Consider the following 15,505-nt stretch of genomic DNA (forward strand, 5'->3'; position numbering starts at 1 on the left):
GCTGCCGGTTACCAGTTCCCGGTTTCCGGGGCCCGGTAACTGGCAACCGGTAACTGGTAACTATAGTTTATTAACTTTCAGATCGCCATTATTCAACACTGCCGCATGTGAAATACAGGAAGGTAAATCCTTGCTATAATGACTTACATACAGCAACGTGGTATTGAACGTTTCACAAAGCTGATCGATCAGTTGTTTAAAATAAGCGATCTGTTCTTCATCGAGCCCCTGGCAGGGTTCATCCAAAATAAGCAGCGGCGGGTTTTTGACGAGCGCCCTTGCCAGCAACACCATCCGCTGCTGACCCAGCGAAAGTTGAAATAGCGGCCGGTGCTGCACCTGTTGCAACTGCAATAGTTCTATCCAGGCCTTTACCTGTTCCTGTTGAGCGGTAGAAATTATTTTAAACAGCCCGATGGTATCGAACAAACCCGAAGCAATTACATCAAAACAGGAAGTACCCCGGTCAAAGTACAAATGCAGTTCGGGCGAAACAAAGCCAATGCGGCGTTTGATATCCCAGATGCTTTCCCCGCTGCCCCGGCGTTTATCGAATAAATACAGCTCATTGGCATATGCCTGCGGATTATCGGCCGTTACCAGGCTCAGCAAGGTGCTTTTACCTGCCCCGTTTGGTCCGGATATGCTCCAGCACTCGCCTTTCTTCACCTCCCAGTGAATATTGTTCAGAATTACTTTCCCGCCATACTGAATGGTCACATTCACCATTTTTACCGCATTGGTGAAGTGGTTGCTTTCTGCCGCTGCCTTTAATTTATTGATTGTTCCCGTTGGCAGGGCAGGGGCTGCCCCGGCGCTTTGAATTGGCCATTCCTGTTTTTTACCCGTTTTTACCAGCCGCCCGTCCTCCAACACGGCCACATGGGTCATACAACCGGGCAATTCCTGGGGCGGCGTTATCAGTACAATGGTAATGCCGCTGGCAACTATTGAGTCAATAAGGCGGTGCAGCGTTTGCCGGCCTTCCACATCGAGCCCGGTAAACGGGTTGTCCATAATAAGCACAGCCGGATCGAGGAACAGGGCTTTGGCCAGTTGCAGGCGTTTATTCTCCCCGTTCGACAGCTGGATGAGCGGTTCCTGCAGCACATGGGTCAGGTGCAGTTGTTCAACCCAGTTTTTGCCGGGTGCCGCGTTTATCAGCGGCTGCAAAACCTCCTGAACGGTGACCGTATCCTCCGAATCGGAAGCATTGTACCGTTGCTGGTAATAAAAATCGCTGGTGTTCGACCGGTTTTTGAAATGATGCTGTTGTTCTATAAGAAGAATACGGTTGGCATGGCTGTGATGGGGCAGGTGCCAGGCAACCGTTCCCTGGTGAAATACCCGGCCGGCAAGGGCATGGGCAAGGGTGGTTTTACCACTGCCCGATTTACCTACGATAGCCCATTGCTCACCGGGTTGAATGGTAAGATGAATATTCTTTAATATATCGATATTGTTGAACGAAACCGAAACATCGGTCAGTTCGACCAGTGCTGCACTCATAAAATCTGGTTATCTGATGAATCGGGCTGCAACTTAAGTATTAAACCATTGAAACTGATGGTTTGATGCCGGTTTTAATACCGAATCCGGGTTTTGAAAGCATAGATCAACCCCTTTATATGCTTACAGCTAATATTGAATTGATATACAGTTATTAAGGATATATTTCGGGGATATCCCGGCCCTGATTAAGGCCGTGATATTTCGGAAACATCTCCGGAATATCTCGGGGATATCTCCGGAATATCTCAAATTCTCCAATGAAAAAAAGTAGGGGTTCCCGCCAACTTACCCCGGTAACAGGTTTCGGATTGCGGCAGGCCGGTACATAGGTGTTTGGTTCTCAGCAATTTTAGTCACGCCGGCGCAAAGGTCAGTAACCCATTCTTTTCAGCCTGTTAACGCGGCGGACCGGCAATTTTTTTGAATTTTCCACATTAGTTAATAACTCTCTAAAAAAACCGTAACCGTCATTTGGCTATATTTGCCCGTTCAGGCGTTTTTGGTGTACGTTTTGCACACAGGGTGCGGCTATTCCGAAATAGGAGTGCCTGGAAGGCTAATAAATTGAAAATGAATAATATATAACCGGGTGGCTGCTTAATCCCCGAGGGTAATAATGTGCTGAATAGCGAACAAACGTATAAGGGAGCGTTCCCGGTGATGTTCGGAACCAGGCCCGGAATTGTACATTAGCTGGTGATATAAAAGAAAAAACGCATTTGAGTTATACAAGCTCAACCATACTCAAAACTCAGAACTTAGAAGAATCCGTATAAAACATGGCAAAAGAAAAAGACAACCTGTTTGATTATACCGAAGACTCGATTCGATCGCTCGACTGGCGTGAACACATTCGCCTGCGCCCGGGTATGTATATCGGTAAATTGGGCGATGGTTCCAGCCCCGATGACGGCATTTACGTTTTGATCAAGGAAGTGATCGATAACTGTATCGACGAGTATACCATGGGTTATGGTAAACAGGTAGATATTGACATCAGCGAAAAATCGGTTACTGTACGCGATTATGGACGCGGTATTCCGTTAGGTAAAGTGGTTGAGGTGGTGAGCAAGATCAATACCGGCGCCAAATACGACAGCAAGGCATTCCAGAAAAGCGTAGGTTTGAACGGGGTAGGTACCAAGGCGGTGAATGCCCTTAGCACTTATTTCAAAGTGACCGCCTTTCGGGAGGGCAGGGAAAAAACAGCCGAGTTTGAACGCGGCGTGCTTACCAAAGAGCACAAAGAAAATAAAACGACGGAAAGTAACGGTACACTGGTTACTTTCATCCCCGATGATACGGTATTCAAGAACTTCCATTACATTCACGAGTACCTCGAAAGCCAGATCTGGAACTACTGTTACCTCAATGCCGGTTTGGCCATTAACTTCAACGGCAAAAAGTTCGTTAGTAAGAACGGCCTGCTCGATCTGTTACAACGCAAAACCAATGAAGACGAGCTGCGCTATCCCATCATTCACCTCAAAGGCGAAGACATTGAAGTAGCGCTTACCCACGAGAACCAGTATGGCGAAGAGTATTATTCATTCGTAAACGGTCAGTATACCACCCAGGGCGGTACCCACCTTGCGGCCTTCCGCGAGGCGGTGGTGAAAACCCTGCGTGACTTCTATAAAAAAGATTATGACGCGGCCGATATCCGCGCCAGCATTTGCGCCGCTGTTTCGGTACGTGTACAGGAGCCGGTGTTTGAATCGCAAACAAAAACGAAACTGGGCTCACAGGTTGTGTATGAAGGCGGCCCCTCTATGCGCAACTTCGTAGGTGATTTTATGAGCAGGGAGCTCGACAACTACCTGCACCGAAACCCCACAGTGGCCGATGCAATGAAAAAACGCATCGAGCAAAGCGAGCGGGAGCGGAAGGAACTGGCCGGTATTAAAAAACTGGCGAACGAGCGCGCTAAAAAAGCCAACCTGCACAACCGCAAGTTGCGCGATTGCCGTTACCACCTTAACGATGAGCCAACAGGCCGCGATAAGGAAACCATTATGGAAAAGGCCAAGGAGAGCACCATCTTTATTACCGAGGGTGACTCGGCGAGCGGTTCCATTACCAAATCGCGTAACGTGGAAACACAGGCCGTATTCAGCCTGCGCGGTAAACCGTTGAACTGTTTTTCGCTCACCAAAAAAGTGGTGTACGAGAACGAAGAGTTCAACTTGTTGCAACACGCATTGAATATTGAAGAAGGGTATGAAGGGCTGCGTTACAACAACATCGTAATAGCTACCGATGCCGATGTGGATGGTATGCACATTCGCCTGTTGATGATGACCTTCTTCCTGCAGTTCTTCCCCGACCTGGTAAAGAACGGTCACGTATTTATTCTGGAAACGCCGCTGTTCCGCGTTCGCGATAAAAAGCAAACATTCTATTGCTACGATGAAGCGGAAAAGCAACAGGCCATCAAAAAACTGGGCGGCAAACCTGAGATCACCCGCTTTAAAGGACTGGGTGAAATTTCGCCCGAAGAGTTTGCCCGGTTTATTGGTCCGGAAATGCGTAAACAGCCGGTGATCATAGAACAGGGTGAGCACGTACAGCAACTGCTGGAATACTATATGGGTAAGAACACCCAGGAGCGCCAGGAGTTCATTATCGATAACCTGCGGGTGGAGCTGGATCTGGTGGATGAAACAGAAGAAAAGAAATAGTGAATTGTTCCCGGTAACCAGGTTCCTGTTACCGGGCAAAAAGCGAAGGTGTGCCACCCTTGCTTTCAGCGTTGACAGGAAAGTGTGGCACACCTTGAAGCCCTGCAGCTTGTAACGTGCAACATAGAACAGACAATTGGAAGTGCCAATGCCATTTCATATTGTAGAAAGATTAAAAGGATCACAATGATTCATATTGTATTTAACGAACCAGACGTAGAAGTCCTGAAAAAAGCCATCGAGCTCGATGAAACATTACAGGGTGAGGTAATTCAGATAAAAGATGATTACGCGGTTGGACCGATAAAAGATATATATACAGAAGAGGGCATGGAAGCGCGCAAACAATGGTGGCGCGAGGTGCTGGCCGGCGGCGATTATGAAGGAAAGGTGGATGCCGGCGAGGTAGATGATATGAAAACCGTTGTAGACCTGATAGTACAACTGGCCCGCACACCCGACGAACTGGTGTACATCTGGGCTGCCCAGAACAAACATGATGTAAGCGGTTATTACTGGTTGATGAGCCAGTTGAAAGATTTTCAGGGAAGGCTGTATATTCTGTACCTGAACAACCTGCCGTTCATCAATGAAAAAGGATTGATCTTTTATCCCGAATGGTTAAGTCATATTCCGCCAAAAGAATTCCTTAAGGCCAAAAAGCTGGCGCGGCCCATTACATTGAGCGAATTTGAAGTGGACCCCGATGAGTGGACGCGCCTGCAGAATGAAGAAAAAGGCGTTCGCCTGCTGGAAGGTGGAAAGAAACTGGGCCAGAAGGATTACGACTTTTACGACGAGGACCTGAAGAAGTTCATCACCAACGACTGGCAGAAGGCCAGCAAGATCATTCATAATTTCCTGAACAAAAGCAAAAATACAACCGGCGACGCCTTTATTTTATGGCGGTTGAAACAAATACTGGCCGGCGGAAATTACGATGTGCAGGGCGAACTGAAGGGGATGAAAGATTTTGAGGTGAAAGGTAAGAGCGCACAGGCAGCTGCAGTAACCGAGGAAGCGCAGCAATAACATTTCTATGAAAAAGATAATTGCCCTTGAAGAAACGGCGATGTTCGCGTTAAGCATAGTGCTGTTTAGCCAGCTTTCATTTGCCTGGTGGTGGTATCTGGGGCTGATACTTGCGCCTGATTTGAGCATGTTGGGTTATGCAGTTAATACCCGCATTGGTGCGCTGATGTATAACTTTTTTCATCATAAAGGCGTAGCTATCATTGTGTATGCAGGCGGCCTTTACCTGGCGAATGAAGGACTGCAGTTAGCGGGTATCATTTTATTTGGTCATTCAAGCATGGACAGGATGTTGGGATATGGATTGAAGTACCCCGATAGTTTTCAGAACACGCATTTGGGAATGATAGGTAAGGAGAGAAGTTGAGGAGTAGATAAATTAATGTGTTAACCGGTTGGTATAAAAAGACTGCGCAACCAGAAACCAAAAACCAGAAACTATAAACTGATAATGGCAAAGAGCAAAGACAATAGTTTTTTACAGCAACACAACGATTCGGGTGTAACGGGGCAGTATAAAACCTGGTTCCTTGATTATGCGTCGTATGTGATCCTTGAAAGAGCCGTGCCGGCGGTTGAAGACGGGTTGAAACCCGTACAACGCCGTATCCTCTACGCTATGAAAGAAATGGATGATGGCCGTTTCAACAAAGTGGCCAACATCATAGGGCAGAGTATGCAATACCACCCGCATGGCGATGCCAGTATCGGCGATGCACTGGTTAACATGGGACAAAAAGACCTGCTGATTGAAACGCAGGGTAACTGGGGCGATGTGCGTACCGGTGATGATGCGGCCGCTCCCCGTTATATTGAAGCACGATTGAGCCGCTTTGCACTCGATGTTGCGTTTAACGCCAAAACCACCGAATGGGCCGTAAGCTACGACGGCCGTAAGAACGAACCGGTAACGCTGCCCATGAAATTCCCTTTACTGCTGGCACATGGCGCCGAGGGTATTGCGGTTGGTTTGGCCACCAAAATATTACCACACAACTTCTGTGAAATAATAGAAGCCGCCATAAAATACCTGCGCGGAAAGAAATTCGAGTTGTATCCCGATTTTCAGACCGCCGGTATGATCGACGTTACCAACTACAATGAAGGTAAACGCGGCGGTAAAGTACGGGTACGTGCGCATATTGAAGAAGTAGATAAAAAAACACTGGCCATCCGCGACGTACCATACGGCGTTACTACAACCGGGCTGATGGATTCCATCGTAAAGGCCAACGACCAGGGTAAGATCAAGATCAAAAAGGTGACCGATAACACGGCTGCCGATGTAGAGGTACTGATCGATCTGGCTCCCGGTATTTCGCCCGATATTACCATCGATGCCTTGTATGCCTTCACCGATTGCGAAGTGAGCATTTCACCAAATGCCTGCGTTATCGTTGATAAAAAGCCAACCTTTATAAGTATTCATGAACTGTTGCGCATTTCAGCAGAGAATACAAAAGAGTTGCTGAAACGTGAGCTGGAAATAAAGCTGGCCGAGCTGCAGGAGAAATGGCATTATACCTCGCTGGAAAAGATCTTCTTCGAAGAAAAGATCTATAAAGAGCTGGAAAAACGGTACGCCACCTGGGAAAAAGTGCTCGAAGGTATTACAGAGGCGTTCAAACCATTCCGCAAACAACTGCGCCGAGATATTACCCGGGAAGATATTGTAAAACTTACCGAAAAACCGGTACGCCGTATTTACAAACTGGATATCGAGGAACTGGACGCACAGATAAAGGGGCTTGATAAAGAAATTAAACAGGTAAAACACGATCTGAACAACCTGGTTGATTTTGCAGTAGCCTATTACGAAAACCTGTTGCAGAAATATGGCAAGGGCCGGGAACGTAAAACAGAGATCAAACTGTTTGAAGCCATCCAGGCAAAACAGGTGGCCATTGCCAATACAAAGATCTATGTGAACCGCGCCGATGGTTTTATCGGTAGCGGTTTGAAAAAAGATGAGTTTGTTGCCGATTGTTCTTCACTCGATGATATCATCGCATTTACCCGCAGCGGTAAAATGAAGATCGTAAAAGTGAGTGACAAAGCATTTATTGGCAAAGACATCATACACGTAGCGGTATTCCAGAAGAACGACGAGCGCACCACATACAATATGATCTATGTAGATTCCAAATCGGGCGTTACCTATGCCAAACGGTTCAACGTAACCGGTATTACGCGCGATAAGGAATACGATCTTACCAATAAGGGAGCCGAGAAAAGCAAAGTGCATTACTTCAGCGCCAACCCCAACGGGGAAGCGGAAGTAGTGAAAGTAATCTTAGACCCCAACAGTACGGCCCGTAAGAAAGAGTTTGATTTTTATTTTGAAGAGCTGGAGATCAAGAGCCGCCAGAGCCTCGGTAACCAGGTTACCAAGTTCAGGGTGAAGTCGGTTAAGTTCAAAGAAGCCGGTAAATCAACCCTCGGTGGTAAGAAGCTGTGGTTCGATGATCAGTTTGGCCGGCTCAATTCGGAATCGAAAGGGGAGTACCTCGGCAGTTTCCAGCCCGATGACAAGATCCTGGTTGTTTACAGCGACGGTAATTACGAGATCACCGATCAGGAACTGACGCAGAAATTCGATATCGCGAAAGTGTTAAAAATAGAGAAGTTCGATCCTGAAAAGACGGTTACGGCAATCTATCTCGATAATGATAAACAGCAGTTCAACGTAAAACGGTTCAAGATAGAGACCTCTACACTGCGTAACAAGTTCATGCTGATAAAAGAAGGCGATGGTAACTACCTGAAAGCGGTGACCACCCATCCTGAGCCTATTGTACAGATAAAAACGGGCCGGGGCGCACAGGTACGCACCCAGAAGATCAAGATCGCCGATATGATAGAGGTAATGGGCTGGAAAACGGTTGGTACCAAGCTGACCGATTTCAGTAAGAGCACCGAGTTTGAATGGGTAATGAAAGAACAGAAAGAAGACCCCGAGCAACCGGAGTTGTTCTAACATAAACAAAGTGTGCCACACCCCGAAGATGTGGCACACTTAATTAAAAAGCCCCGGCGGTTACCATCGGGGCTTTTGTATTCAATTATCACATTAGCAAATTATCACATTAGCTTTAGTGTCGCGATATTCGTTTTTTGATCCTCACGGTCGCATTTTGCGTGAAAGTACTGGAAAGGAATACTTCGAACCGTGAAACTCCATCGGTAACCACCATCAAAGCCGTATTGGGCGGAACTTTACCGAGGTTCTCGGCAAAAAGGCTTATTTCATTTACATCTTTACTGTTATCGAGCGTTAGATAAATGTTCATAGCGCGGGCGGTAAGCTCCTGGTGGGCCACCACGGGTTTGCCGTTCAGGAAAACGGTAACGGTATCGCCGTCGATCTCTCCGTTATCATACAGGCTGATGCGGATGGAATCGCTTGTGATCTCCAGGTCCTTGGTATAAACGATCTTACGGCGGGTGAATTGAGCCAACAGGTTCCTTTCATTGTAATCGATAGCGCTATCGGTGATCTTTGCCGGCGCCGCAACAGTTGCCACATTGGGCGTGGGGTTGCCTGCAGCAGGTGCAGCGGTGCTCACCACTACATCTTCCCGTTGAGGCATCCAGAATTTTTTACCTACGATGCTGCTGCTGAGCATACTATCGAGGTTTTTGGTTGCCACGTCCATCGTAAAGCTGACCCGCATTTCAGGACAGGTGTACTTATATTTCTCAATGGTGAGAAAAGAGCCGTTCATAGAGCTTTTAACCTTGCTTACCCGCAGCGTGCCTTCAAAATCCATCATACATTCCGGGCCGTTGGAAGTCGAATTGGAACGATAGAACAGCATGGGCAGGTTTCTGATACGCACGGCCCTGGTATCCTTATTATAGGTGCCGCGTACAAAAAAGCTTTGATAGCTGTCTTTAAAGTAATAGCCAAAAACACCTTCTACTTCGCTGCCTCTTTGTTTTAATACCAGTTCGGTAAGATAGTTATTATACATGCCCTGAACCACAACATCTGCCTTACCATACCAGGAACCCGATATAGATTGCGAAAAAACGAACCTTCCGGTCAGTACTAAAGAGAGAACTAAAATAATGCGTAGCATATGTTAATTTAAGTAGAAAAATCAAGCCATGCAATTAATTGCAAATTACTTAATACGAATTGATCCCGTTAAGGTTACACCATGATATGTTGGGTACCTAACGAATTTTGTACGGCCTATGGCTTGTTTCCGGGTGGGTGTCTTTCAAATGGATATTATTTCCAGGGAAGGATACAGATTAAAGGATGTTTTAAACAACAAACATACTCATGCTTATCCACAAAAATATATCCCAGTTTCCAATTCTCAGAGTAATCGGGAAACTCTGTGGAAAATAAATTTTTATTATGGATTAATGCGATGGTAAACTGGTAGAAATCAGCAAACAGCGGGTAATTTTACGGAAGGCGCGCTTTAAAAAGTTGTGAAAATATTATGATAGCGGGCCGCTTAAAGCCCAATGCCAGTAGCCTGAAGCCAATACCGTTAAAAGCATAAAGCTGCAATAAGCAAAACCGGCAAATGCTTTTGAGTGCCCGGTAAAAGAACTTACAACTAAAAACTGACTAACCAAACAACTACTCGTCAACCGGCCGCTCGTCCACTCGTCAACCAGTCAACTCGTCAACTCGTCAACTTACTTAATGTACCTCTTCATCTCCCGGTCAGTATCCCGTTGTTTTATCGTTTCCCGTTTATCATACTGCTTTTTACCCTTGCCCAACCCGATCTCGAGTTTTACCAGTCCTTTCTCATTGAAGAAGATGCGTAAGGGAACGATGGTATAGCCTTTTTCCTTGATCTTGGCTTCCATCTTCCGTAATTCCCTTCTCTGCAGCAGGAGTTTCCGGTCGCGAACCGGATCGTGGTTGTTGACGGTGCCATGCGAGTACTGTGCAATATGCAGGCTCCTGATCCAAAGCTCGCCTTTATTGAAAAAGCAAAAGCTGTCATTGAAACTAACGCGGCTGTCGCGCAGTGATTTAACCTCCGTTCCAAGCAATACCATACCCGCATCGTATTTGTCTTCGATGAAATAATCGTGGTAAGCCGAGCGGTTTTTGAGATCAGCCATGAGGAGATTGCGTGATTTAAAGATTTCGGAATTTTGAGATTTTTCAGAAGTCCCGGAAGTAAGGAAATCTCTAAATCTCAAAATCCCCAAAATCAAATTGCGTGATTTAAAGATTTCGGAATTTTGGGATTTGTCAGAAGTCCCGGATGTAAGGAAATCTCTAAATCTCTACATCTCAAAATCAGAAATTGTATTTTTTATTAGTTTTTGAAAAGCGCCAGTACCGTAGCCAGCTTTTCTTTCAACTCCTTCCGCGGAACGATGAAATCGAGGAAACCGTGCTCCAGCAGGAATTCACTGCGCTGAAAACCCTCCGGCAGGTCTTTTTTGATAGTTTCCTTAATTACGCGCGGGCCGGCAAAACCGATCAGCGCGCCGGGTTCGGCAATATTCAGGTCGCCAAGCATCCCAAAAGAGGCCGAAATACCGCCAAAGGAGGGATCGGTCTGTAATGAGATATAAGGAATTTTTTTATCTGTAAGTTGCGATAATTTACCCGAAACCTTGGCCAGCTGCATCAGTGAAAATGCGCTTTCCATCATACGGGCGCCGCCCGATTTACAAATGATCATCATGGGTATGTTCTCTTCGATGCATACATCTATAGCCCTTGCTATACGTTCACCCATTACACTGCCCAGCGAACCGCCAATGAACTCGAAATCCATACAACCCACCATCAGGCTAAGCCCTTTTACAGTGCCTTTGCCAATTCTGATAGAGTCGGTAATATCTGTTTTTGCCCAGATCTCATCGAGGCGTTTGCCGTACGATTTCAGATCGGTAAAGTGCAGAAAGTCTTTCGAACGGATGTTCTCGAATAACACCTCGTATTTATTATCGTCGAATAAGATCTCAAAATATTCGGCGCTGCCGATGCGGTGGTGATGGGTACACTTGGGGCAAACAAACATGTTCTCGCGAAGTTCGGTCATGGTACATATATAACCGCACTCGGGGCATTTGCTCCATAAACCTTCCGGTGTTTCCTTTTTTTCCGCGGTACTGGTCGTAATACCTTTCTTAATGCGTTTGAACCAGCTTCTTTTGGCTTCTTCACCCTGGCCATCTTCACCAGCTAAGTTGGCTTCAAAATCCTCTTCCTGTTTCATTAAGTAGATTTAAAGGGGCTAAGATAGGGATTTTAACAAAATGAGTCCGAAACTCAATTGATTACATGGCCAGAACGAAAAAAACAGCTAAGTATTATTCCCGCAGTAAAAATCATTTATGGAGGCTTTTTGCGTTAGTAGCAGGTGGCATTTACAGGAAAATTTTAACAGGATGTTGATTTTTAAGCTTGCTGCGCTAAATTTGCGGCAAATTTAATGGCTGGCCTCAGCGATAAAATTGGAAGCTCTTTGTTCTGTAACCTATCTTAATTCATGCAGGTATGACCCTATACTCTTTAATTAAAGTATGAATAATACCTGTGCCCTTAACATTTTTCAGATGAATCGTCCCTGGCAAAAATTTCATTATTGATTTTAGGGCAATGAAGTTTTACCGGGACAAGATCATTGTTTGCTGGCAGGCTAACAGGTAAGATCTTCAAACGCACTTAATTCATTTTTCATGAAATGGTCTGAGTTCTTCACGTCTTCGGTAGGTAAAAAGTTCGTAATGGCATTTACCGGTTTGTTCCTGATCTCGTTTCTGATCGTTCACGTTGGGATCAATGCCTGTGTTTTCGCTGACATGTACGAGGATAGCGACAACGGTGAAATGTTCAACAAAGCCGCACATTTTATGGGCTCGTCTTATGTGATCCGGTTAATGGAAATCGGTCTCTTTGCCGGAATTCTTCTTCACATTGTACAGGGTTATTTGCTCGAAGTTCAAAACAGGGCACGCCGCAAACAGGGCTACGCCGTTAACATGGGCAGCCAGGGAAGCGCCTGGTACAAGAAATCAATGGGTTTACTGGGAACCCTGATCCTTCTCTTCCTCATCATTCACATTGCCCACTTCTGGGTGCCTTCACGCATCACTTATGAAGAAACATTATCGCAAGCGTCCTACAACGGCCGTGAAATGCATGATGTGTTCAGCAAAATGGCAGATGTGTTTAGTCAGCCTGTTTGGGTTTTATTATATCTGTTAGGTTGCTTTTCGCTGGCCTGGCACCTTTTGCATGGTTTCCAGAGTTCTTTCAGAACGGTTGGTGTGCATAATAAAAAATGGTTAGGTGTAGTTCACAGCGCGGGCGTAGCATTTTCAATCATTGTTCCGCTGATCTTTGCACTGATGCCCCTTAGTTTTTATTTCGGTTGGGTAACTACCACAACTAAATAATTACACCAACACCCATTCACACATTCACGAAATTTTTAAAAAGAAACTCTCGAGATATGCTTAATTCAAAAATTCCCGCAGGGCAGTTAGAGCTGAAGTGGACCGATTATAAGGGACATTGTAAACTGGTAAACCCCGCCAATAAACGCAAGCTGGAAATCATTGTTATCGGAACCGGGCTGGCCGGTGCTTCAGCCGCCGCTACATTGGGCGAACTGGGATATAAAGTAAAAGCATTTTGTTTTCAGGATTCACCCCGCCGCGCGCACTCTATAGCCGCACAGGGTGGTATCAATGCTGCGAAAAACTATCAAAACGACGGTGACTCCGTTTTCCGTTTGTTCTACGATACAATTAAAGGTGGCGACTACCGTGCCCGCGAGGCCAACGTTCACCGCCTGGCTGAAGTGAGTGCCAATATCATTGACCAGTGTGTGGCGCAGGGTGTTCCCTTTGCCCGCGAATATGGCGGCCTGCTCAGCAACCGTTCATTCGGTGGTACTCAGGTACAACGTACGTTCTATGCTGCCGGCCAAACCGGTCAGCAGTTGCTTATCGGCGCTTACCAGCAACTGGAAAGACAAATTTCTCTCGGTAATGTAACCATGTACAGCCGCCACGAGATGCTCGATATTGTGATGATGAAGGACAAAGACAAGAACGGAAATGAGATCGGGGAAGCCAAATGCCGCGGTATCATTGCCCGTGACCTTATTACCGGTGAGCTGGAAAGACACTTCGGACATGCAGTGTTGTTATGTTCAGGTGGTTATGGCAACGTATTCTATTTAAGTACGAATGCCATGGGTAGCAACGTAACCGCTGCCTGGAAGGCCCACCGCAAAGGCGCTTACTTCGGTAATCCCTGCTACACCCAAATTCACCCCACCTGTATTCCCGTGAGCGGCGACCACCAGTCGAAACTGACCCTGATGTCAGAGTCGCTGCGTAACGACGGCCGCATCTGGGTTCCCAAAAAGCAGAACGATACCCGTAAGGCCAGCGACATTCCTGAAGAAGAAAGAGATTATTACCTCGAAAGAAGATATCCCGCCTTCGGTAACCTGGTACCACGCGACGTGGCCAGCCGTGCCGCCAAAGAGCGTTGCGATGCCGGTTATGGCGTAGGTTCATCAAAACAGGCCGTTTACCTCGATTATGCCGCAGCCATTGTACGTTATGGTAAAATTGAATGCGGTAAACTGGGTATCAGCAACCCTTCGGCTGAAGTTATTCGTAAACATGGCGTTGATGTAGTAAAAGAGAAATACGGTAACCTTTTCGATATGTACGAAAAGATCACCGGCGAAAACCCATATGAAGTGCCCATGCGTATTTATCCCGCGGTGCACTATACCATGGGCGGCTTGTGGGTCGATTATGAGCTGATGACCTCAATTCCCGGTTTATATGCACTGGGTGAGGCCAACTTCAGCGACCACGGCGCCAACCGTTTGGGTGCTTCTGCGCTGATGCAGGGTTTGGCCGATGGGTACTTTGTAATTCCTTACACCATTGGTAACTACCTGGCCGATGAAATAGCCACCAAGGCTGTTTCGGTCGATGACCCTGCTTTCGTACAGGCAGAAAAAGCGGTACGCGAACGTATTGAAAAACTGATGGGCATTAAAGGAAAACAATCGGTGGAAAGTTTCCATAAACGCCTTGGCAAGATCATGTGGGATAAGTGCGGTATGGCTCGTAATGAAGAAGGTTTGAAACAGGCTATTGCAGAAATTCAACAACTGAAAAAAGAGTTCTGGAGCGATGTGCGCATCCCCGGTGACATCAAGGAAATGAACCCTGAGCTGGATAAAGCCAACCGGGTAGCCGATTTCATTGAGCTGGGCGAACTGATGTGCAAAGATGCACTGAACAGAAAGGAAAGCTGTGGCGGTCACTTCCGCGAAGAGTCGCAAACAGAGGAAGGCGAAGCAAAACGCGACGATTCCAACTTCCAGTATGTATCGGCCTGGGAATTCAAAGGCGAAAGCGAATGGCAGTTGCACAAGGAGGAGTTGATTTTCGATGTAGCAAAACCAACTCAGCGTAGCTATAAATAATATTTTCAAACTCTAATTAACACGATTATAATGGAGCACTATACAATGAATCTTACGCTGAAGGTCTGGAGACAGAAAAGCAGTAAAGACAAAGGTAGCTTTGAGACTTACCAGGTAAGCGATATTTCCTCTGAAATGTCTTTTTTGGAAATGATCGATGTGCTGAATGAGCGACTGATAACCGAAGGAAAAGAACCAATTGCATTCGACCACGATTGCCGCGAAGGCATTTGCGGCGCCTGCTCAATGTATATCAATGGCCGCCCGCATGGCCCATGGGAAGCCAATACAACCTGCCAGTTGCACATGCGCGCCTACAAAAATGGCGATACGATCGTAATTGAGCCCTGGCGCGCCAATAGCTTCCCCGTAATTAAGGACCTGATGGTCGACCGCGCTGCTTTCGACCGCATCATTGCCGCCGGTGGTTTTATTTCTGCCAATACCGGTAATGCCGTTGATGCCAACGCAACGCCTATTGAAAAGGATAAAGCGGATGCCGCTTTCGCCGCTGCTGCCTGTATCGGTTGCGGCGCCTGCGTGGCTGCCTGTAAGAACAGTTCGGCTATGTTGTTCCTTTCGGCCAAAGTATCGCACCTGGCCTTGCTGCCACAGGGAGCCCCTGAGCGCAAATCGCGCGTGTTGAACATGGTGCAGCAAATGGATAAAGAAGGTTTTGGTTCATGTACCTTTACCGAGGCCTGCGAAGCCGTTTGTCCGAAAGAGATCTCTGTTGCGAATATCTCCCGCCTCAACAAAGAATACCTGATCGCCGGTTTAACCGAAGAGAAATAGTTTTTAGTTGATACGTTAATTTGTTCACAG

At 46.6% G+C, this 15,505-nt stretch carries 11 protein-coding genes; 7 read left to right on the forward strand and 4 right to left on the reverse strand.

Going from position 1 to position 15,505, the window contains the following annotated elements; genetic code table 11:
• Positions 1–60: 60 nt before the first annotated feature.
• A complete protein-coding gene (locus A4R26_RS25045) occupies positions 61–1,509 on the reverse strand; it encodes an ATP-binding cassette domain-containing protein (protein ID WP_081169274.1) in 1,449 nt (482 codons plus the stop codon).
• A 782-nt stretch (positions 1,510–2,291) separates the two neighbouring features.
• On the opposite strand from A4R26_RS25045, the gene A4R26_RS25050 reads away from it, so the two are divergent.
• From A4R26_RS25050 to A4R26_RS25065, 4 genes are all read left to right on the forward strand, one after another.
• Positions 2,292–4,193 carry a DNA topoisomerase IV subunit B gene (locus tag A4R26_RS25050; protein WP_081169275.1) on the forward strand — a complete coding sequence of 634 codons (1,902 nt, stop codon included), beginning with the start codon at positions 2,292–2,294 and terminating at the stop codon, positions 4,191–4,193.
• Between the two features lie 186 nt (positions 4,194–4,379).
• Positions 4,380–5,225, forward strand: a complete 846-nt coding sequence (locus A4R26_RS25055) for a DUF1835 domain-containing protein (protein WP_081169276.1) — start codon at positions 4,380–4,382, stop codon at positions 5,223–5,225.
• Between the two features lie 7 nt (positions 5,226–5,232).
• Positions 5,233–5,592, forward strand: a complete 360-nt coding sequence (locus A4R26_RS25060; RefSeq protein WP_081169277.1) for a DUF4260 domain-containing protein — start codon at positions 5,233–5,235, stop codon at positions 5,590–5,592.
• 84 nt (positions 5,593–5,676) lie between these two features.
• Positions 5,677–8,202: a DNA gyrase/topoisomerase IV subunit A gene (locus A4R26_RS25065; RefSeq protein WP_081169278.1), complete on the forward strand. Its 2,526-nt coding sequence runs from the start codon at positions 5,677–5,679 to the stop codon at positions 8,200–8,202.
• 115 nt (positions 8,203–8,317) lie between these two features.
• Here the strand turns inward: A4R26_RS25065 and A4R26_RS25070 are convergent, their stop codons facing one another.
• From A4R26_RS25070 to accD, 3 genes are all read right to left on the reverse strand, one after another.
• Positions 8,318–9,307, reverse strand: coding sequence for a hypothetical protein (locus A4R26_RS25070; protein WP_081169279.1), 990 nt, complete (start codon positions 9,305–9,307; stop codon positions 8,318–8,320).
• 577 nt (positions 9,308–9,884) lie between these two features.
• On the reverse strand, positions 9,885–10,322 hold the full coding sequence (gene smpB / locus A4R26_RS25075; protein ID WP_081169280.1) for an SsrA-binding protein SmpB: 438 nt from the start codon (positions 10,320–10,322) through the stop codon (positions 9,885–9,887).
• Positions 10,323–10,522: 200 nt separating this feature from the next.
• The gene (gene accD / locus A4R26_RS25080; protein WP_081169281.1) at positions 10,523–11,434 is read right to left on the reverse strand and encodes an acetyl-CoA carboxylase, carboxyltransferase subunit beta; all 912 of its coding nucleotides are present in this window, start codon (positions 11,432–11,434) and stop codon (positions 10,523–10,525) included.
• Positions 11,435–11,897: 463 nt separating this feature from the next.
• On the opposite strand from accD, the gene A4R26_RS25085 reads away from it, so the two are divergent.
• The 3 genes from A4R26_RS25085 to A4R26_RS25095 are packed head-to-tail and all read left to right on the forward strand — an operon-like array spanning position 11,898 to position 15,475.
• A complete protein-coding gene (locus tag A4R26_RS25085) occupies positions 11,898–12,617 on the forward strand; it encodes a succinate dehydrogenase cytochrome b subunit (RefSeq protein ID WP_081169282.1) in 720 nt (239 codons plus the stop codon).
• A 56-nt stretch (positions 12,618–12,673) separates the two neighbouring features.
• Positions 12,674–14,680: a fumarate reductase/succinate dehydrogenase flavoprotein subunit gene (locus tag A4R26_RS25090; protein ID WP_081169283.1), complete on the forward strand. Its 2,007-nt coding sequence runs from the start codon at positions 12,674–12,676 to the stop codon at positions 14,678–14,680.
• Between the two features lie 30 nt (positions 14,681–14,710).
• Complete coding sequence (locus tag A4R26_RS25095; protein WP_081169284.1) at positions 14,711–15,475, forward strand: succinate dehydrogenase/fumarate reductase iron-sulfur subunit; 765 nt, start codon at positions 14,711–14,713, stop codon at positions 15,473–15,475.
• Positions 15,476–15,505: the final 30 nt, after the last annotated feature.

It is taken from the genome of Niastella populi (genome assembly GCF_002078015.1).
Classification (GTDB): domain Bacteria; phylum Bacteroidota; class Bacteroidia; order Chitinophagales; family Chitinophagaceae; genus Niastella; species Niastella populi.